Consider the following 17,475-nt stretch of genomic DNA (forward strand, 5'->3'; position numbering starts at 1 on the left):
ACTCATAATTTACTAATCGAACGAAAGAGCGGCGATGACACCCATTACACGTTACAAGCAAGATTTAACAAGAGCAGACTTTAATTATGATCCCGCTCAGGAAGAAGCAGTGGAAGCGCTGCAGGATTTATTTGACCGCTTAATTGCAAATCAGACTGATAAATCTTCCAGTGGTTTTTTGGGGCGCTTTCTGAAAAAGAAAGCTCCTTCTGTTGAGCAGGGCTTGTATTTCTGGGGTGGTGTAGGGCGAGGAAAGACCTATCTGATGGATACCTTTTTCGACTGTTTGCCAACGGAAAGAAAAATGCGCCTGCATTTTCATCGTTTTATGCAGATGGTGCATCAAGAGCTTCGTAAGCTTCATGATGTGAAAAATCCGCTGGAGATAGTCGGGAAAGAAATTGCATCTAAAGCGCAGGTGTTATGTTTCGATGAATTTTTTGTAACGGACATAACGGATGCGATGATTTTGGCGGGGCTGCTTGAGGTGTTGTTTGAGAACGGTACGACTCTGGTGGCAACCTCTAACATAGAGCCTGATGGTTTATATAAAAATGGTTTGCAGCGTGCGCGTTTCTTGCCGGCAATCGATCTTGTGAAGAAGCACACTAAGGTGATGAATGTTGATGGTGGTGTAGATTATCGATTGCGTACTTTGAAGCAGGCTAAGCTTTATCACTTCCCATTGAGTGAGGAGGCAGATGAGGCGTTGAATGAGCGTTTCATGAGTCTAATCTCTGATGCTTCTCATATCGTTGAAGGTGGAGCTGCAGAAATTGAAGGTCGTAATATTCCTCTGCTACGAAGCTGTGAAGGACTTGCTTGGTTTGATATTAAGGCGTTATGTGATGGGCCGAGAAGTCAGGTTGATTACATTGAGTTGGCGCGTTTATACAGCACAGTTATTATCTCGAATCTACCTCAAATGGATGCCTCGCGAGATGATCTAGCGAGGCGTTTTATTAACTTGGTTGATGAGTTTTATGATCGTCATGTTAAGGTGATTTTTTCTGCTGAGGTCGCTATTCCAGATATTTACACTGGTACGCGCTTGGCCTTTGAATATGATCGTACGGTGAGTCGATTATTAGAGATGCAATCGGAAGAGTATTTGTCTTTAGAGCACCGTCCTTAGGTGTATTTCGACTTTCATATTTAATTCTGTTGGTATATACTTCGCTCGCCTTTTTAAAGGTAAGTGTACGTTGATCGAATATTTATATTTGGCCAACCAATAATAATAGGTATAGCGTGTCATTGAGCACGCGTATTGAAAGGGTTTTTTGATGAAAACTTTTACAGCTAAACCTGCTGAAGTTCGCCGCGACTGGTTCGTGGTTGATGCTGAAGGCAAAACTCTAGGCCGCTTGGCTACCGAAATTGCTCGTCGTCTACGTGGCAAGCATAAAGCTGAATTCACTCCGCACGTTGATACTGGCGATTATATCGTTGTTGTTAATGCTGAGAAAATTCACGTTACTGGTAACAAAGCAGCAGCTAAACAATACTACCGCCATACTGGTTATCCAGGCGGCTTGCGTTCTATGAATTTCGAGAAGTTGATTGATCACGCTCCTGAGCGCGTTCTTGAAATCGCCGTAAAAGGTATGTTGCCAAAAGGTCCATTGGGCCGTGCAATGCACAAGAAAATGAAAGTGTACGCTGGTACTGAGCATCCACATGCTGCTCAACAGCCTCAAGCCCTTAACATTTAATACGGAAGATCATTATGTCAGCTACTCAATACTACGGTACAGGTCGTCGTAAAACGTCTACCGCTCGTGTGTTCCTTAAAGCGGGTTCTGGTAACCTAGTTATCAATAACCGTACTCTTTCTCAGTACTTCGGTCGTGAAACAGCTCAGATGGTTGTTCGTCAACCTCTTGAACTTGTTGGCGCTACTGAAAAATTTGACGTTTACATCACTGTTAAAGGTGGTGGTATCTCTGGTCAAGCTGGTGCGATCCGTCACGGTATCACACGCGCTTTGATGCAATACGATGAGACTCTACGTCGTACTCTACGTTCTGCAGGATTCGTTACACGCGACTCTCGTGAAGTTGAACGTAAGAAAGTTGGTCTACGCAAAGCACGTCGTCGTCCTCAGTTCTCTAAGCGTTAATTTTCGCTTTGGAATTATTATTAAAACGCTTGGTGTTTTCGCCAAGCGTTTTTTTTGCTTGAAATAAAGTTGGTTACAGAATTCTTGCAACAAAATGTTTTTTCTAAGAAAAATTGTTTGAAAATAATGCTAGAATAGCCGAGCTTTAAAGTTCATGGTTTCGCAAGTGTGTTTTTTTGTTTGCTGCGTATTGCCTGCCATCTAGGTTTGAGATATCTCTCTGCTTAGAGTCGAGTGCTAAGTTAAAGCCTTGTTTTATAAAAGGTATGCAAGCGAGCATTCCATGAAAGATTTTCTGTGTTGACGATATCGTGTAATATTTTTGTTACTTCGTCACCATATTATAGTTTGTCCCCTCCTTTGAAGGGGATGTAGATGTTTTCAATATAGGGGTTAGACATGGGTGTTATTGCAAAGCGCTCCTCAATGACGTTCTTCTCTGATGGAGAAGATCATTACAGCCATCGAGTTCGTATTGTATTGGCTGAGAAAGCCGTCACAGTGGACATCATAGATGTAGACCCGTTTAACAAGCCAGACGAGTTGGCGGATGTTAATCCATACAATGAGCTACCAGCTTTAGTTGATCGCGACTTGGTTCTTTATGAGCCAAATGTGATGATGGAATACTTGGATGAGCGTTTTCCACATCCACCGTTGCTGCCTGTATATCCTGTTGCTCGTGCTGAAAGTCGTTTGTTTATGTACCGTATTCAGCGTGACTGGGCCAAGTTGGTTGATTTGATTCTTACTAGTAAAGACAAAGAAGCTGTCGCTAAAGCTCAGAAAGAGTTACGTGAAGGTTTATTAAACGTTACTCCGATCTTTGAAGAAAAACCTTACTTCATGAGTGATGAGTTTACTATTGTAGATTGCTGCTTAGCTCCAATCTTGTGGCGTTTGCCTATACTTGGTGTAGAGATTCCAAAAGATCAAGCAAGAGCGTTATACAAATATATGGATCTTGTCTTTGCTCGTGAGTCTTTCCAAGAAAGTCTTTCTGAGGCTGAACAAGAGATGCGTTTAGACTAACTGAGGCTTTGTCTCGGTTTTGTTAAGTAGCAAAAGAGGAGCTTATGGCTCCTTTTTTTTACGAAATATTTATTAGGTAGGGGATAAAATGTTACCGAAAAGATCTTATTTATTAAATGCCGCTTATTCTTGGGTTGCTGATAACGATATGACGCCTTATTTGCTGGTAGACGCTCAGCAAAAAGATGTCGTGGTGCCTACCGAGTTTGTTAAAGATGGTCAAATAGTTTTAAACATTGGTATGTCTGCTGTTCGCCATTTGATTATGGATAAAGAGGCGGTTTCGTTTGAGGCGCGTTTTAGTGGAAAACCTATGCAGGTTTATGTGCCAATGCGAGCGGCGCTGGCTTTGTACGCGAAAGAAAATGGTGATGGATTTGTTTTTCCAGATGAAGAGTTCTTTGATGAGCCAACTCCAACACCGCCAGAACCTAAAAAAGGTTTTCAGCTGAAAGTTGTGAAATAAAGAATATCGTTATATTTTTCTAAAAAAAGAGCCACTTCAAAATGGCTCTTTTTTTGTCTCAAATATTTTTAATTTAATCTGCTTAGTCTTCGTAGCCAAATAGTTGGCGCTCAAGTAGGTCAACTAGAATGTGAATGACGCTAAGTTGGCACTCATGAACTCTTGCTGTTCCAAGAAGGTTGATCTTTATCTCTGTATCATCCTGAGAGGTGAGTGACGAGACGTTTTTAGCTTCTGGGCTAGTGAGCGCAACTATACTCATTTTGCGTTCATGGGCGGCTTGAATGGCTTGTATTATTGGCGAGGTGTTGCCTCGGTTGGCAATGACAAACAAAATGTCGCCTTGGTTACCTAACGCGGTAATTTGCTTCGAAAAAACATCGTGGTAGCTATCGTTGTGAGTGATGGCTAAAAGAGCTGAGCCTTCACCGCTCAGGTTTATTGCGGGTAAGCCTGGGCGTTCTCTATCCATTCTGTCCAACAGGAGTGTGCTGAAATACTGTGATAGGTGAGAGCCGGTACTGTTGCCGATGCAGATAACTTTCCCACCAGAAGCAATGCTTGAAAAAATCACTTTTGCAGCATGTTCAATATAAGGCGGTAAACTTTCCAGAGCTTGTTGTTGTGCTTCAAAACTCTGGGCAAATTGTGTGTAGATTGCTTCTTGAAAATCCATAGTGATTAAAATACTGCTTTAAGCCAAGTTAAATGTTGTGTGTCTATTTTTTCGTCAAATAGTATCGCATCGAAGCGACTTGCATTGTTTACTTTATTATTCTTTTGTAGCCATAAAGCCGCGCTGTTGCGTACTTTCTTAAGCTTAGATTGCCCAAGGCTTTCAGCGGCACTTCCATGGGCGCTGTTTGCTCGGAAGCGAACCTCTACAAAAACATAGGTGTTTTGATCTAAAAAAATTAAATCAATTTCCCCGATACGGCAGAAAAAGTTTCTTTCTACAAACCGAAGCCCTTGCTTTAGAAGAAAGGCTTCGGCTGCTTGTTCTGCTTTCTCTCCGTTATTTTTCGGTACTTTCCTTTTGTTCAAAAAACTGATGGCTGGTCGCATATACCAAATTTCCTTTTCGGTAAGTCATGATCTCTGGTCTTTTATGAAATATGCCATTTTCATCCATGGTGATAATGCCAGTATTTGCAGAAATTTTGGTGCTAGGAAGTAGGGTGAATAGTTGGTATTTGTTTGCTAGTAAATACGAATCAGCGCCTAGGGCTTGTAGTCTGCGCAAAATATTTGAGCTTTGATTTTTAGGTAAAGCATCTAGCGACGTGTTGTTTGGTGTAAGGGCAGGGACTTCAGTGAACAGTATGCGCTCAATGTCTTCAGGCTTGGTTGATCTTTCTGGTGCGCTATCGTTCAGCGTGCTGCTGGCCAGCATAGGTATCTTGTCGGCAAAATAGAAATCTAGCAGAGGTCTGATTTGTTTAGCATCATTAAGTTTGCCAATGTAATAGACATAATCTAGGTCTTCGCGAGATCTTGCAATGCTATCTACACTTGTACCTATCCATTTTTCAACGGATCTTTTACGGGCATAACTTTCATTAATCAGTAGCAATTTCTGAATCGCATCCTGTCTGCCTTTTGGAGTGTTGGCATAAGACTGATTGGAAGTGATTGTGACATTTTCTTTCGCAGCTGCAGCGCGGAATTCATCGCTCTGTTTTAGTGCCCACGTGTCTTGCGTACTTAGGATTGCGGCTTTTGTTGCGCCTTCTTGTTTCGCGAAGGTGATTAGCTCATGTATCTCGTCTTCAGCACTTAAAGAGAAGTGGTAAAGATTTTTTGGATGTTGATTAACATCAAGCTGATTTAGCGCGATTACAGGGTAAGGAAGATCTAAGTGGCTAACTTGAGCAACATTGTTTTTTTGCAATGGCCCAATAATAACATCCGGTTGCTGTTCATTGGCGGCGGCAATTGCTTCATTAATGCTTGGGTAATCGTCTATGTTGACGATACTAACTTGTGGTCTTGCTTCTTTCTGGTTGTAAAAAGAAGCAAAAAATCCATCTACAATAGCTTGAGATGCACGTTCTAATCTGCCGCTCATTGGTAGCATCAAGACAATTTTTTTCGGTGCCATCTGTTCAACGGATGACATGACTTTGAAGTCTTGTGGCGGTGAAATTGCAGCTGGGTGACTTGGGTTTTCAGCTTGCCAGTTTTTGAACATAGTTAATTGTTGTTCGATAGAAAGAGATTGGTCTCTTAATATATTACTGATAGTTAACCAGCCATTAAGTAAAGGCTTCTGCTGCTGATATAATTCATCAATTTCATTCTGTGTTAAATTCTGGATAGCCATCCATAGTTTTGCTTGATTACCTTCGCCTTCGTTAAGTGGAAGGTTATAAGTCAAATCCATTCGCAGATTCACGACTTCTAGCCAATTGCCGAAATACTCAAGAATAGACGCTTTTGTTTCTTTCCATCTATTCTGGTTGTCTGGATGGTTTGCTGCTGGCAACTTGTTGGCTTGCTCCAAGTAGCTCAAAGCATCGGTAGAATTATCTAAGTTTGATGCTGCTAAAGCGGCGAGTAAGTAAGCTTCAAATTGAATAGAAGAAGAGGTAATCAGTACCTTGTTCTCTAGTACGTCAATAGTTTGTTGGAACTCGCTTTGCTCATAGAAGTTTTTTGCTGCGTTATAAGCATCGGCTAGCTCCTTTGAAACATCAGACGCTTTCTTTGGATGATAAATGCTAGGTGGCAGAGTTCTTTCCAATGCACCGTTATTGTTGGCGTTCTGAAGTCTGTTTTGAGACTGATCCATATTTAAATTCATGGAATTACAGGCGCTTAGCAGAAAAGTGCAAAGAGTTAATGATATGATGCGGTAATTAATTAGGCTCATAAGCTTATAAAATGACAAATAAAAGAGGCAACATGGTACCACATAGTTCTGATGATGCGAGAGGGTCGCTGTACATAGTTGCTACTCCAATTGGCAATCTAGACGATTTTAGTAAGAGAGCGGAGCAAACTTTACGTGATGTAGATTATATCGCTGCTGAAGACACTCGACACACTCGACGGTTACTCAATCATTTTGCGATTGAAGCGAAGCTATTTTCCATTCATGACCACAATGAGAAAGACAAAGCTGACTATGTAGCTAGCTTATTGGACGAAGGCAAAAATGTCGCCTTGGTATCTGATGCAGGAACCCCACTTATTTCCGATCCTGGTTATCATGTTGTCCATGCATTACGCGAAAAAGGTCATAAGGTTGTACCAATTCCAGGTGCTTGTGCTTTGGTTGCAGCTTTGTGTGCTTCCGGCTTGCCAACGGATCAGTTCTTTTTTGCGGGTTTTGTGCCAGCCAAATCCAAAGGGCGTTGTGACTTATTTGAATCTTGGAAGAAGCAAGCTGGTACTGTGATTTTTTACGAATCCACTCACCGTGTTTATGACTCCATTGCTGATGTGCAAAAAGTCTACGGTGACGATGCTCAGCTTGTATTAGCTCGCGAAGTAACGAAAACCTTTGAAACTTTTTTATCTGGTACAGCAACTGAAATTCTTGCCAAGTTCGATGCAGATGCTAACCAAATGCGCGGTGAGTTTGTTGTTATGCTGAGTTTTACGCAAGAAAGCGGTAACGAAGCTGAATTAGAAGCGAAGCGTATACTTACGATTTTGTTGGAAGATTTACCGGTTAAACAAGCAGCCGCTATGGCAGCAAAATTAACAGGTGAGAAGAAAAACTACCTCTATAAAATGGCATTGGAAATGCAGGGCGAATAGATTTTCGCCTCTTGCCTTTGGTAAACATCCATAGAAAAGGTGGGTGTTTACATTCCGATAAGACTGAGTATACTCAGCTCTACTTGTCGGAGTGCCATTTGGCTGAGATCGCATAATTAAGTGCGGGATCCGCAGAACCTGATCGGGCTAATACCCGCGTAGGAAACAAGAAAGTCTCCATTTTTCTTTTCTGCATCGAATGAACTCCTGATTTTTATGGAATCGATGCAGTCATATCATCTAAAGCATCCTTTCTAATAAAATTCAGGGTTCACGTTTTGCAATTAACGCCAGTAGTGCGTTTGCCTGTGAAACAGCACCCCAGACAAGCAATTCTCCATTTTTATAATAAGGGAAGTGCTCATGTCGACTATCAATAAATCCAATCAACAAGCAAAAAAACCTAACAAACAATCTCGTGAAGAATCACGTCAAGCGGCAAAGTCTTTTATTGAGTCATTGCAAGCCAAACCTTTCCCAGCGTCTGAACGCATATATTTAACGGGTTCAGATGATACGATTCGCGTACCAATGCGTAAAATCAATTTGACTGATACACCGATTGGTTCTGATCCGGACAACCTGACTTTTGAACCCAATGAAGCGATTTATATTTACGATTGTTCCGGTCCTTATGCCGATCCGCACGAAAACATTGATGTGTATCGCGGCTTGGCACCAATGCGTGCGCCCTGGATTGAAAAGCGTGATGATACAGAAATATTGCCAGGTGTGTCGTCAGAATTTGCTCAGTCACGTCTAGAAAACTCTGCACTAGATGACCTGCGCTTTAAAGAGCTACCTAAAGTGCGCAAAGCTCGTCAAGGCAAATGCGTGACGCAAATGCATTACGCTCGTCAAGGCATCGTCACGCCAGAAATGGAATACATCGCACTGCGTGAAAATCAAAATATCGACGCCATCAAGAGTGAGTTGTTATTAAAACAACATCCTGGGCAAAGTTTTGGGGCTAATCTGCAGACTCGTATTACGCCAGAGTTTGTTCGTGACGAAGTGGCAAGAGGACGCGCCATCATTCCAAACAACATCAATCATCCAGAATCTGAGCCAATGATTATTGGCCGTAACTTCTTGGTGAAAGTAAACGCCAATATCGGTAATTCAGCGGTGACGTCTTCTATTGAAGAAGAAGTGGAGAAATTGGTTTGGTCGACGCGCTGGGGCGCAGATACGGTAATGGATTTGTCGACGGGTAAAAACATTCATGAAACTCGTGAATGGATTTTACGAAACTCGCCAGTGCCAATTGGCACAGTGCCGATTTATCAGGCCTTAGAAAAGGTCGATGGTGTGGCGGAAGATCTTAACTGGGAAGTTTTCCGCGATACCTTGATCGAGCAAGCGGAACAGGGCGTAGATTACTTCACCATTCATGCTGGTGTTTTGCTGCGCTATGTACCAATGACGGCGAAACGTCTTACTGGCATCGTGTCACGCGGTGGTTCCATCATGGCAAAATGGTGTTTGGCGCACCACGAAGAAAGCTTTCTATATGAGCGTTTCCGTGAAATTTGTGAATTGTGTGCGCAATACGATGTGGCTTTGTCGCTTGGTGATGGATTGCGTCCTGGTTCTATCATGGATGCCAATGATGAAGCGCAAATGTCGGAGCTTCGCACCTTAGGTGAGTTGACGAAAATTGCTTGGGAATACGATGTGCAAGTGATGATCGAAGGTCCTGGTCATGTGCCAATGCAGCTGATCGAAGAGAATATGACCGAGCAGTTGAAGCATTGTCATGAGGCACCGTTTTACACCTTAGGGCCATTAACACAAGACATCGCACCTGGTTACGATCACATTACGTCTGGCATTGGTGCGGCACAAATTGGTTGGTACGGCTGTGCCATGTTGTGTTACGTGACACCAAAAGAACACCTTGGTTTGCCTAACAAGGAAGACGTTAAGCAGGGATTAATCACTTATAAAATTGCGGCCCATGCGGCGGATTTGGCAAAAGGCCATCCGGGTGCACAAATTCGTGACAACGCCTTATCGAAAGCGCGTTTTGAGTTTCGCTGGGAAGATCAGTTTAACTTGTCCTTAGACCCTGAAACCGCTCGTTCTTATCATGATGAAACCTTGCCACAAGCTTCCGGCAAAGTGGCGCATTTCTGCTCTATGTGTGGGCCAAAATTCTGCTCGATGAAAATCACCCAAGAAGTGCGTGACTATGCCAAAGGGCTTGAAGAGGCCCAAGCCATTGATGTGAGTGCTTTAGAAGCAAGTGATGCGGAAGCAGGTATGCAGCAAATGTCTGAGCAATTTCGTGAACTAGGCAGTGATGTCTACTTAACCACGGATAAGTTAACCACAGACAAGCACACCTCAGATAAATCAAAAGAAAAATCGCTGTAAGTAAAAGGAGGATTTATGATTATAAAGCCTCCTGTTGTCTGGTGCGTGGGTGGATCGGATTCTTCTGCCCACGCTGGACTTCAAGCGGATTTGCGCACAGGGCAAGATTTAAACTGCCACGTACAAACCATTGTTACTTGCATCACGGCGCAAAACTCGAAAGAAGTACGCTTAGTCGAACCTGTATCTTTGGGCATGTTTAATGAGCAATGGCAAACCTTGCTCGATGACGTGCCGCCAGATGCTATTAAAGTGAGTTTGCTTCCTTCTATCGAGATAGTGAAAGCGTGCTCGATTTGGTTAAAGCGTATCAAAACGAACGCACCCAATGTGATGGTCGTCTTTGACCCTGTTATGGCAGCGAGCAGCGAATCTGGAAATCAATTGCAGCAGACCGATGCGGGTGCGAGTTTGCTGGATTATATCTTGCCGTACGTAGATGTGATTACACCAAATCTAATGGAGTTTGCGTCTTTGACAGGCTTGTCAGCTGAGCTTGCCATTGAGGAATTACGGGCGCAAATGGCGCCGTACTTTGGTGCTTCTGATAGCCGTTGGTTGCTTAAAGGCGGCCATTGCAGTCATTTAGAAGGGGTAACGGACTGGTTGCTAGATAGTGATTCTATCGTTGGTTTCGCATATGAAAGACTTTCTGCCCACAATACGCGTGGCACAGGTTGTACCTTGTCGACGGCGCTCGCCAGCTTTATTGCTCATGGCTACGATCTTTTAGATGCTACAACCATGGCGAAAGCCTACATCACGGGCGCATTAAAAAGCGGTGTGCAAATTGGTGAAGGGGCAGGGCCATTGGGTCGACCTGGCTGGCCGTTACAGATTGAAAACCTGCCGACAATTGTTACGCCGAACGAACTAAAAATACCGATGAACCAGCCTTTCGCCAAGATGAATCTTGATAAAATGGGCTTGTACCCTGTGGTTGATTCGGTTGCTTGGTTAGAATTAGTCCTAAAGCAAGGCGTGAAACTCGCCCAGCTGCGAATCAAAGACCCTGACGATTCAGATCTAGAAAGCAAAATCCAACAGGCGATTGTCTTAGGAAAAGAATACGACGCTCAAGTCTTTATCAATGACTATTGGCAGCAGGCCATCGTTTTTGGTGCTTATGGTGTTCATCTCGGTCAAGAAGATTTAGATGTGGCGGATTTAGCGCAAATCCAAGCGGCTGGCTTGCGACTTGGCATCAGTACCCATGGTTACTATGAAATTGCTCGGGCTCAATCAATTCAACCCAGCTATATCGCTTTGGGTCATATTTTCCCAACACAGACGAAAGACATGCCATCTCAACCGCAAGGTTTAACGCGTCTCGCTCATTATGCCACGCTATTAAAAGGTACCTTTCCCACTGTGGCGATTGGCGGCATCAATGCGGAACGCTTGCCTGCTGTTGCTCAAACGGGGGTTAATAGTGTTGCTTTGGTGACAGCTATTACTAAAGCGGTTGAACCTGAAGAAACAACTCGATCACTTATTCGTTTGCTTAAAGGAAATATAGGGGGCAGGCAATGAAGATTGTGTTGAACGATGCGCCTTATGAATTTGCTGGAGAAACGCTTAAAGACTTGCTGACTCAGTTAGACAAAAGTGAGCAAGGCATCGCTATTGCAATTAATCAGCAAGTGGTGCCAAAGAGCTTGTGGCGTAGTACTGAGTTGAATGAGCTTAGTCAGGTGTTTATTTTTGAATCTATTGCTGGGGGCTAGCATGTCATCTTTATTTATAGCAGGGCACGAATTTCATTCTCGATTGTTTACTGGTACGGGCAAATACGCCAGTGCGGACGCCATGATGGCATCTTTGGCTGCTAGTGGCAGTGAGCTGGTGACCTTGTCCTTGCGCCGTATGGATCTAAAAAATCAAACTGACAATATTCTTCTACCCTTGCAACAGCATGGCATGAAATTATTGCCGAATACCTCTGGTGCTCGTACCGCAAAAGAAGCTGTATTTGCCGCCGAACTTGCTCGTGAAGCATTGGAGACCAGCTGGGTGAAGTTAGAGATTCATCCCGATCCGCGTTACTTGATGCCAGATGGTATGGAAACCTTGTTGGCCGCGGAAGAATTGATCAAAAAAGGCTTTGTGGTGATGCCTTATGTTCATGCCGATCCTGTGCTTTGCAAACGGTTAGAAGAAGTGGGGTGTCAGTGTGTGATGCCGCTTGGTTCGCCCATTGGTTCCAATATGGGCTTGGCGAGTCGTCCATTTTTGGAAATTATCATTGAGCAAAGCACGGTACCTGTGATTATTGATGCAGGCATTGGTGCACCGTCGGATGCAGCACTCGCGATGGAAATCGGTGCTGATGCCGTGTTGGTGAATACCGCCATGGCCGTTGCGAAGCAGCCCGCACAAATGGGTAAAGCCTTTCGGCTCGCGGTGGAGGCAGGGCGAATGGCGTATGAATCTGGTTTGGGGGAGCGACGCGTACAAGCGCAAGCAACGAGCCCGTTGACAGATTTCCTCGGGGCATTGTCATGATGGACGGAGCCAGCCATAACATTCGCCTGTTAGAACAAAGCTCAGCTATAGAAGGTCAGTTTAGCCATTTTGTTGAAAACACAGATTGGCAAGCAGTGACGCAATGCCATCAAGAAAAAACCGAACAAGATGTTTTGCGAGCCTTGAATAAGAGCAAACTCGACGTGGAGGATTTTACGGCCTTGATTTCGCCTGCGGCAGAGCCTTATTTGTTAGAAATGGTAGCGAAAAGCGAACGGCTTACTTTGCAGCGCTTTGGTAATACTTTGAGTTTATTTGCGCCCTTGTACTTATCTAACACTTGTGCGAACGAATGCACTTATTGTGGCTTTTCTATGAGTAATGCTATTAAGCGTCTTACCTTAAATGAAATTCAGGTGGGAAAAGAAGTCGCAGCGATTAAGAGTAAAGGTTTTGATCATATCCTCTTGGTGACTGGGGAAACCAATAAAGTTTCCATGCCGTACTTTGAACGCATGATTCCCTTGGTCAAGCCGCATTTCAGCCAGCTCTCCATGGAGGTTCAGCCATTAGATGCTAGCGAATACAAACAGCTACAGGGTATCGGTCTGGATGGCGTGTTGGTTTATCAAGAAACTTATCGTCGTAAGACCTATCTTGAGCATCATTTAAGGGGCAATAAATCCAACTTTAATTATCGTTTGGATGCTCCAGATAGAATCGGACAGGCTGGCATTCATAAAATTGGTTTAGGCGTGTTACTCGGGCTGGAGGACTGGCGTACGGATTCGGTGATGATGGCGCATCATCTGCGACACTTGCAAAAGCGTTATTGGCGAAGTCGTTTTAGTGTGGCGTTTCCGCGTATTCGTCCTTGTGAAGGTGGTATTGTTCCTAAGTCGGTGATTTCGGATCGGCAGTTAGTACAGCTTATTGCTGCGTGGCGTTTGTTTGATCGAGATTTAGAAATGAGTCTGTCTACTCGTGAATCACCTGAATTCCGTCATCATGCGGTGCGAATGGGTTTTACTACTATGAGTGCGGAATCAAAAACTCAGCCTGGTGGTTATGCGGACGATTCGCAAGAGGCTCTGGAACAATTTGAGATCAGTGACGAGCGACCTGTGGCTGAAATTATGGCGATGATTCGTGAGCAAGGGCGCGAAGTGGTTTGGAAAGATTGGGATCCGGCGCTTTCACATACCTAAAACGTGGATGGAGCGTAAAGCCATTCACCACCATTCCTAAGAATATGTTCATACTTACTCGGTTAACAGGGAAAATTCGTGAATGCGCATTTTCCCTTACGCTCTCATGACAAGTTGTGCATCTCGATTCACTCTCTTTGACACTGTTTGACAAATAAATAGACATAATAGATTTCATCCAAACAGGAAACAGAGCTTAAGGAGCCAACTATGTTTAATCGTAAAAAAGCAGGAATGATGGGCGTTATCGGTTTGAGTGCAGCGATTATAACCGGTGTAGCAGTGAGTGCTTTTGCAGAAACAGGATCACCTAAAGGTGAGGCTGTACAAGGCCAAGCGACTCAAGAAGCTCCAATGAATGCCGTCCCAACGCATGAGCAACTAGCAAGCCGTATAGCTCAACAGCTTGGCTTGGATGAGAAAACACAATCGAAAGTGTCTGATCTTTTTGAAAAAGATGGTAAGGCGATTCGTAAAATTCAAGAGCAGTTACAAACAACTCAAATGGAGCTAAGTAGCTTGTCACCGAGTTCAAAAGATTACATGGACAAAGTTGATGATCTTGCAGAAAAAAGTGGTGAGCTAACCGAAGATCTTACCGTTGCCTATGCAAAAAACCGAGCAGGCTTGTATGCGTTACTAACACCAGAGCAAATTGAAAAGCTAGAAACGCCAGCACAACCGCAGTCTTAATTTTTCAGTAAATCTTTTCCCTTTTTACTGAGATCTATTACTGATAATCCCCTTTATTAGTAATCCTGTACTGAGAGCCTTGCCCCAGCCGTCAAAAAGCTGGGGCTTTTTTTTGTTTGAAAAACAATTTATTAGAAGGCGGTTTAGCTTAAAGGGGTTTGATCCCTTTAAGCTGGTTATATCAGTTAACTCGCTATAGAGTTAAACAGTTCAAAATACGTCGGGAAGGTTTTTGATGTGCAACCTGGATCGTTGATGGTGACTGGTGTGTCTGAGAAGGCAACGAGTGAGAAGCACATTGCGATGCGATGATCGTTATAGGTGTCGATGGCTGCATGTTGCAGATTATCAACGGGTGTGACGGTAATGAAATCTTCGCCTTCAATAACGTCAGCTCCGAGCTTTTTCAATTCAGTTGCCATGGCGTATAAACGGTCGGTTTCTTTTACGCGCCAGTTGTAGATGTTGCGGATTGTGGTTGGGCCTTTTGCAAATAGTGCAGTTGTTGCTATGGTCATGGCAGCATCAGGAATGTGGTTCATGTCCATATCTATGCCGTTAAGCTCGTTACGTTCTGCTTCGATCCAAGTTGGACCGTAGGTAATTTTCGCGCCCATTTTAGCCAGTACATCGGCGAATTTCACGTCACCTTGTACGCTGTCTGTGCCAACGCCGTGGACTTTAATTTTCCCACCCGCAATAGCAGCAGCTGCCAAGAAGTAAGATGCAGAAGAGGCATCGCCTTCTACCATTATTTCACCAGGGCTTTGGTAAGTTTGCTGACCTTTTACAACAAATGCTTGGTAATTCTGGTTTTCCACTTCCACACCAAATTGCTTCATGGCATGTAGTGTGATGTCTATGTAAGGCTTAGAAACCAATTCGCCATCAACTTTGATGATTAAATCATCTTTTGCCAATGGGGCGCTCATCAATATAGCGGTTAGAAATTGGCTTGAGATGTTGCCTTTAATAGACACTTCGCCGCCAGATAAGCCATTTGCTTTAATGCGCAAAGGTGGGTAATTTTTCTCGCCTTCGTAAGCGATGTCGACACCAAGTGCTTGTAAAGCATCTACAAGGTCGCCAATTGGGCGTTCGTGCATGCGGGGCTCACCATGTAGATGAAATTCACCTTTACCAAGACAAAGCGCAGCTGTTAAAGGGCGCATTGCTGTACCAGCGTTGCCAAGGAATAAATCACCGAAATCTGCCTGGATTGGGCCAGCAAGTCCCTCTAGTACACAGGTTGTACCGTTATCTTCTAGAGAATAGTTAACGCCTAATTTTGTTAGGCTTTCTAGCATGCGGCGAATATCGTCGCTGTCTAGTAGATTGGTGATTTTAGTGGTGCCTTTTGCTAGCGTTGCTAACAATAAAATACGGTTTGAAAGGCTTTTGGAGCCCGGGATTTGGATCTCTCCATTGGCTTTGGAAAGAGGGCCTAGCGTAATTGAATTCATTATTAAGTCCATCACAGTGGTGTTTATTGTTTCGACTTTGCGGTTCGTTATGTGTCGCTGCGTGTGAATTATAAGTGTTCGATATTGGCCGTAATTTATTCGTTATAGTGTGTCCATTGTTAAGTGGTCGCGTCGCTCTTTTGTTAGAGGTCGGTCTTGAATGTGCAATAGTATACCTTCGATGATGTTTCCTGTCAGTTATGCCGATTCACTCAGTCTGCTGTTTTTTATAACAAAGTATCTTTAGAATACTGATAAATAAAATAATGAAGTTGAGGAAAATATCCATGAGACACCAATATCATCCCCTTGGTTTTGAAGGGTCACGTATCGCTCAAGGTTTTTGGCGGCTAGAAGAATGGAATATGACTGCTTCAGAAACACTCAGCTTTATTGAAGCATGTTTAGACCTTGGTGTGACGACGTTTGATCATGCGGATATTTATGGTGGTTATCAGTGTGAAGCTTTGTTTGGCGAGGCGTTAAAGCTTAAACCAGCTTTGCGAGATAAGATGGAAATCATCACTAAGTGTGGGATTTTGTTGCCGTCAGAGAATCGCCCAGACATTCAGGTGCATCGTTACGATTATCGCGCTGAGCACATTTTGGCTAGTGTTGACTGTTCTTTGGCGAATATGCAGTGTGAATACATTGATACTTTGTTATTGCATCGTCCAAGTCCTTTGATGGATGCCGATGAAGTTGCACAGGCATTTGATTTGCTGTTTACGCTTGGCAAGGTTAAGCATTTTGGTGTGTCTAATTTTACAACTCGTCAATTTGATTTGTTGCAGTCGCGCCTTGATGCGCCGTTAATTATTAATCAAGTAGAGTTGTCGCCTTTGGCGCTGCAACATTTTGAAGATGGCACATTAGATCATGTGCAGCAACACGCTGTGACGCCTATGGCATGGTCGCCTTTTGCTGGTGGTGAACTCTTCTCAGGGGTAAGCGAGCAAGCAAAGAGCGTTCAAGCTATATTGAGTGATTTGGCGCAGGAAAAAAACTGTGAGATTGATCAGATTGTTGTAGCTTGGTTATTACGTCATCCAGCTGGCATTTGTCCTGTCATGGGGTCTGGGAAAATTGCTCGTTTAGCGGCAGCAGTTGAGGCGATGTCAATTCTGCTTAGTGATGATGATTGGTTTCGTATTTGGGTGGCGTCTCAGGGGCAGCCGGTACCTTAATTACTTACATATTTTGTTGTTCACCTCTTATAAAAGGGCCGCTTCTGCGGCTCTTTTTGTATCTACTGTTTTGCCTTTGTTTTGCTTGGTGTAGAAAGCGTGTCGTTTCGTAAATCAGTAACGAAAACTAGAAATTTATTCACTATACTGCGGCAATATTAATCCGTCTTGAGGTGATTTGAATGAAGCAAAATTTTGTCGCGGGAATAATGTTATTAGGTGTGTTCGCTTTTACTGGTTTGCACGCGCAGACTTTATCTAAGCCAACAGGTCCGGTTATTTTAACGATCACAGGAAACATCGAAAATACCAATACAGACGGAAAAACGGCCGAATTTGACCGCAACATGCTGATGAACCTTGAAGTGGTAAACCAAAAAACCATGACCCCTTGGAGTGAAGGTGTTGATGTTTATCGAGGGCCTTTGTTACGTTCTGTGATGTCCGCAGTGGGTGCTAAAACAGACGAACTATCTGTAACTGCTTTAAATGATTACAGTGCAAAAGTGCCAAAAAAAGATGCTGAAGACTACGATGTGATTCTTGCAATGGATATGAACGGTAAAGCTATGAGCGTAAGGGATAAAGGGCCTCTTTTTCTGCTTTATCCTTTTAGTAGTACCCCAAGTTTGAATAATGAAGTTATACATAATCGCTCTGTTTGGCAAATCAAATCGATAAACGTTGAGTAATA

General features: G+C 43.6%; 18 protein-coding genes and 1 riboswitch. Of the genes, 14 read left to right on the forward strand and 4 right to left on the reverse strand.

Translation table 11 applies throughout. The annotated features are described in order from the left end of the window. Window positions 1-34 precede the first annotated feature (34 nt). From zapE to KPL72_RS11430, 5 genes are all read left to right on the forward strand, one after another. Entirely contained in the window at window positions 35-1,135 is a 1,101-nt protein-coding gene (gene zapE / locus KPL72_RS11410) for a cell division protein ZapE (RefSeq protein ID WP_219702810.1), read from the forward strand. A 151-nt stretch (window positions 1,136-1,286) separates the two neighbouring features. Beyond that, window positions 1,287-1,715 carry a 50S ribosomal protein L13 gene (gene rplM, locus KPL72_RS11415; protein ID WP_212915384.1) on the forward strand — a complete coding sequence of 143 codons (429 nt, stop codon included), beginning with the start codon at window positions 1,287-1,289 and terminating at the stop codon, window positions 1,713-1,715. Between the two features lie 14 nt (window positions 1,716-1,729). Next, window positions 1,730-2,122 carry a 30S ribosomal protein S9 gene (gene rpsI, locus KPL72_RS11420; RefSeq protein WP_072839866.1) on the forward strand — a complete coding sequence of 131 codons (393 nt, stop codon included), beginning with the start codon at window positions 1,730-1,732 and terminating at the stop codon, window positions 2,120-2,122. 399 nt (window positions 2,123-2,521) lie between these two features. Beyond that, window positions 2,522-3,154 (forward strand): glutathione S-transferase N-terminal domain-containing protein, encoded by a 633-nt coding sequence (locus KPL72_RS11425; protein ID WP_072839867.1) that lies wholly within the window; start codon window positions 2,522-2,524, stop codon window positions 3,152-3,154. 88 nt (window positions 3,155-3,242) lie between these two features. Further along, window positions 3,243-3,620, forward strand: coding sequence for a ClpXP protease specificity-enhancing factor (locus KPL72_RS11430; RefSeq protein WP_212915383.1), 378 nt, complete (start codon window positions 3,243-3,245; stop codon window positions 3,618-3,620). Between the two features lie 82 nt (window positions 3,621-3,702). Here KPL72_RS11430 and KPL72_RS11435 read toward each other — a convergent pair whose 3' ends face one another. Genes KPL72_RS11435 through KPL72_RS11445 form a run of 3 tightly spaced genes read right to left on the reverse strand, consistent with a single transcriptional unit; the run spans window position 3,703 to window position 6,411 of the window. Beyond that, entirely contained in the window at window positions 3,703-4,296 is a 594-nt protein-coding gene (locus KPL72_RS11435) for an SIS domain-containing protein (RefSeq protein WP_212915382.1), read from the reverse strand. A gap of 5 nt (window positions 4,297-4,301) precedes the next feature. After that, window positions 4,302-4,685 carry a YraN family protein gene (locus KPL72_RS11440; RefSeq protein WP_212915381.1) on the reverse strand — a complete coding sequence of 128 codons (384 nt, stop codon included), beginning with the start codon at window positions 4,683-4,685 and terminating at the stop codon, window positions 4,302-4,304. Beyond that, entirely contained in the window at window positions 4,636-6,411 is a 1,776-nt protein-coding gene (locus tag KPL72_RS11445) for a penicillin-binding protein activator (RefSeq protein WP_249422215.1), read from the reverse strand. The genes KPL72_RS11440 and KPL72_RS11445 overlap by 50 nt, the downstream gene beginning before the upstream one ends. A 113-nt stretch (window positions 6,412-6,524) precedes the next feature. Between KPL72_RS11445 and rsmI the strand changes: the two genes are divergently transcribed. The 7 genes from rsmI (at window position 6,525) to KPL72_RS11480 (ending at window position 14,131) form a co-directional block, all read left to right on the forward strand. After that, entirely contained in the window at window positions 6,525-7,385 is an 861-nt protein-coding gene (gene rsmI / locus KPL72_RS11450) for a 16S rRNA (cytidine(1402)-2'-O)-methyltransferase (RefSeq protein WP_249411559.1), read from the forward strand. A 77-nt stretch (window positions 7,386-7,462) separates the two neighbouring features. Continuing rightward, window positions 7,463-7,567: riboswitch (TPP riboswitch) on the forward strand. A 181-nt stretch (window positions 7,568-7,748) separates the two neighbouring features. Continuing rightward, entirely contained in the window at window positions 7,749-9,764 is a 2,016-nt protein-coding gene (gene thiC, locus KPL72_RS11455; protein ID WP_219702812.1) for a phosphomethylpyrimidine synthase ThiC, read from the forward strand. Between the two features lie 15 nt (window positions 9,765-9,779). Next, a complete protein-coding gene (gene thiE, locus KPL72_RS11460) occupies window positions 9,780-11,297 on the forward strand; it encodes a thiamine phosphate synthase (protein WP_219702813.1) in 1,518 nt (505 codons plus the stop codon). After that, the gene (gene thiS / locus KPL72_RS11465) at window positions 11,294-11,491 is read left to right on the forward strand and encodes a sulfur carrier protein ThiS (RefSeq protein WP_219702814.1); all 198 of its coding nucleotides are present in this window, start codon (window positions 11,294-11,296) and stop codon (window positions 11,489-11,491) included. Before thiE ends, thiS begins: the two co-directional genes overlap by 4 nt. A 1-nt stretch (window position 11,492) precedes the next feature. Next, window positions 11,493-12,269, forward strand: a complete 777-nt coding sequence (locus KPL72_RS11470; RefSeq protein ID WP_219702815.1) for a thiazole synthase — start codon at window positions 11,493-11,495, stop codon at window positions 12,267-12,269. Beyond that, the gene (thiH, locus tag KPL72_RS11475) at window positions 12,266-13,438 is read left to right on the forward strand and encodes a 2-iminoacetate synthase ThiH (RefSeq protein WP_219702816.1); all 1,173 of its coding nucleotides are present in this window, start codon (window positions 12,266-12,268) and stop codon (window positions 13,436-13,438) included. Before KPL72_RS11470 ends, thiH begins: the two co-directional genes overlap by 4 nt. A 210-nt stretch (window positions 13,439-13,648) precedes the next feature. Next, entirely contained in the window at window positions 13,649-14,131 is a 483-nt protein-coding gene (locus KPL72_RS11480; RefSeq protein WP_219702817.1) for a Spy/CpxP family protein refolding chaperone, read from the forward strand. A 185-nt stretch (window positions 14,132-14,316) separates the two neighbouring features. Here KPL72_RS11480 and aroA read toward each other — a convergent pair whose 3' ends face one another. Next, complete coding sequence (aroA, locus tag KPL72_RS11485) at window positions 14,317-15,594, reverse strand: 3-phosphoshikimate 1-carboxyvinyltransferase (RefSeq protein ID WP_219702818.1); 1,278 nt, start codon at window positions 15,592-15,594, stop codon at window positions 14,317-14,319. Between the two features lie 287 nt (window positions 15,595-15,881). Here aroA and KPL72_RS11490 point away from each other — a divergent pair, with 287 nt between their 5' ends. After that, on the forward strand, window positions 15,882-16,781 hold the full coding sequence (locus KPL72_RS11490; RefSeq protein ID WP_219702819.1) for an aldo/keto reductase: 900 nt from the start codon (window positions 15,882-15,884) through the stop codon (window positions 16,779-16,781). Window positions 16,782-16,963: 182 nt separating this feature from the next. After that, on the forward strand, window positions 16,964-17,473 hold the full coding sequence (locus KPL72_RS11495; protein ID WP_100637150.1) for a putative pterin-binding protein: 510 nt from the start codon (window positions 16,964-16,966) through the stop codon (window positions 17,471-17,473). Window positions 17,474-17,475: the final 2 nt, after the last annotated feature.

It is taken from the genome of Marinomonas lutimaris, assembly GCF_019426345.1.
In the GTDB taxonomy this organism is placed as follows: Bacteria; Pseudomonadota; Gammaproteobacteria; order Pseudomonadales; family Marinomonadaceae; genus Marinomonas; species Marinomonas lutimaris.

What these genes read in the sequence shown, in the direction of transcription:
- zapE (WP_219702810.1), top strand. Translation starts at nt 35, where the DNA reads ATGACACCCATTACACGTTACAAGCAAGATTTAACAAGAGCAGACTTT.
- rplM (WP_212915384.1), top strand. Translation starts at nt 1,287, where the DNA reads ATGAAAACTTTTACAGCTAAACCTGCTGAAGTTCGCCGCGACTGGTTC.
- rpsI (WP_072839866.1), top strand. Translation starts at nt 1,730, where the DNA reads ATGTCAGCTACTCAATACTACGGTACAGGTCGTCGTAAAACGTCTACC.
- KPL72_RS11425 (WP_072839867.1), top strand. Translation starts at nt 2,522, where the DNA reads ATGGGTGTTATTGCAAAGCGCTCCTCAATGACGTTCTTCTCTGATGGA.
- KPL72_RS11430 (WP_212915383.1), top strand. Translation starts at nt 3,243, where the DNA reads ATGTTACCGAAAAGATCTTATTTATTAAATGCCGCTTATTCTTGGGTT.
- KPL72_RS11435 (WP_212915382.1), bottom strand. Translation starts at nt 4,296, where the DNA reads ATGGATTTTCAAGAAGCAATCTACACACAATTTGCCCAGAGTTTTGAA.
- KPL72_RS11440 (WP_212915381.1), bottom strand. Translation starts at nt 4,685, where the DNA reads ATGCGACCAGCCATCAGTTTTTTGAACAAAAGGAAAGTACCGAAAAAT.
- KPL72_RS11445 (WP_249422215.1), bottom strand. Translation starts at nt 6,411, where the DNA reads ATGGATCAGTCTCAAAACAGACTTCAGAACGCCAACAATAACGGTGCA.
- rsmI (WP_249411559.1), top strand. Translation starts at nt 6,525, where the DNA reads ATGGTACCACATAGTTCTGATGATGCGAGAGGGTCGCTGTACATAGTT.
- thiC (WP_219702812.1), top strand. Translation starts at nt 7,749, where the DNA reads ATGTCGACTATCAATAAATCCAATCAACAAGCAAAAAAACCTAACAAA.
- thiE (WP_219702813.1), top strand. Translation starts at nt 9,780, where the DNA reads ATGATTATAAAGCCTCCTGTTGTCTGGTGCGTGGGTGGATCGGATTCT.
- thiS (WP_219702814.1), top strand. Translation starts at nt 11,294, where the DNA reads ATGAAGATTGTGTTGAACGATGCGCCTTATGAATTTGCTGGAGAAACG.
- KPL72_RS11470 (WP_219702815.1), top strand. Translation starts at nt 11,493, where the DNA reads ATGTCATCTTTATTTATAGCAGGGCACGAATTTCATTCTCGATTGTTT.
- thiH (WP_219702816.1), top strand. Translation starts at nt 12,266, where the DNA reads ATGATGGACGGAGCCAGCCATAACATTCGCCTGTTAGAACAAAGCTCA.
- KPL72_RS11480 (WP_219702817.1), top strand. Translation starts at nt 13,649, where the DNA reads ATGTTTAATCGTAAAAAAGCAGGAATGATGGGCGTTATCGGTTTGAGT.
- aroA (WP_219702818.1), bottom strand. Translation starts at nt 15,594, where the DNA reads ATGAATTCAATTACGCTAGGCCCTCTTTCCAAAGCCAATGGAGAGATC.
- KPL72_RS11490 (WP_219702819.1), top strand. Translation starts at nt 15,882, where the DNA reads ATGAGACACCAATATCATCCCCTTGGTTTTGAAGGGTCACGTATCGCT.
- KPL72_RS11495 (WP_100637150.1), top strand. Translation starts at nt 16,964, where the DNA reads ATGAAGCAAAATTTTGTCGCGGGAATAATGTTATTAGGTGTGTTCGCT.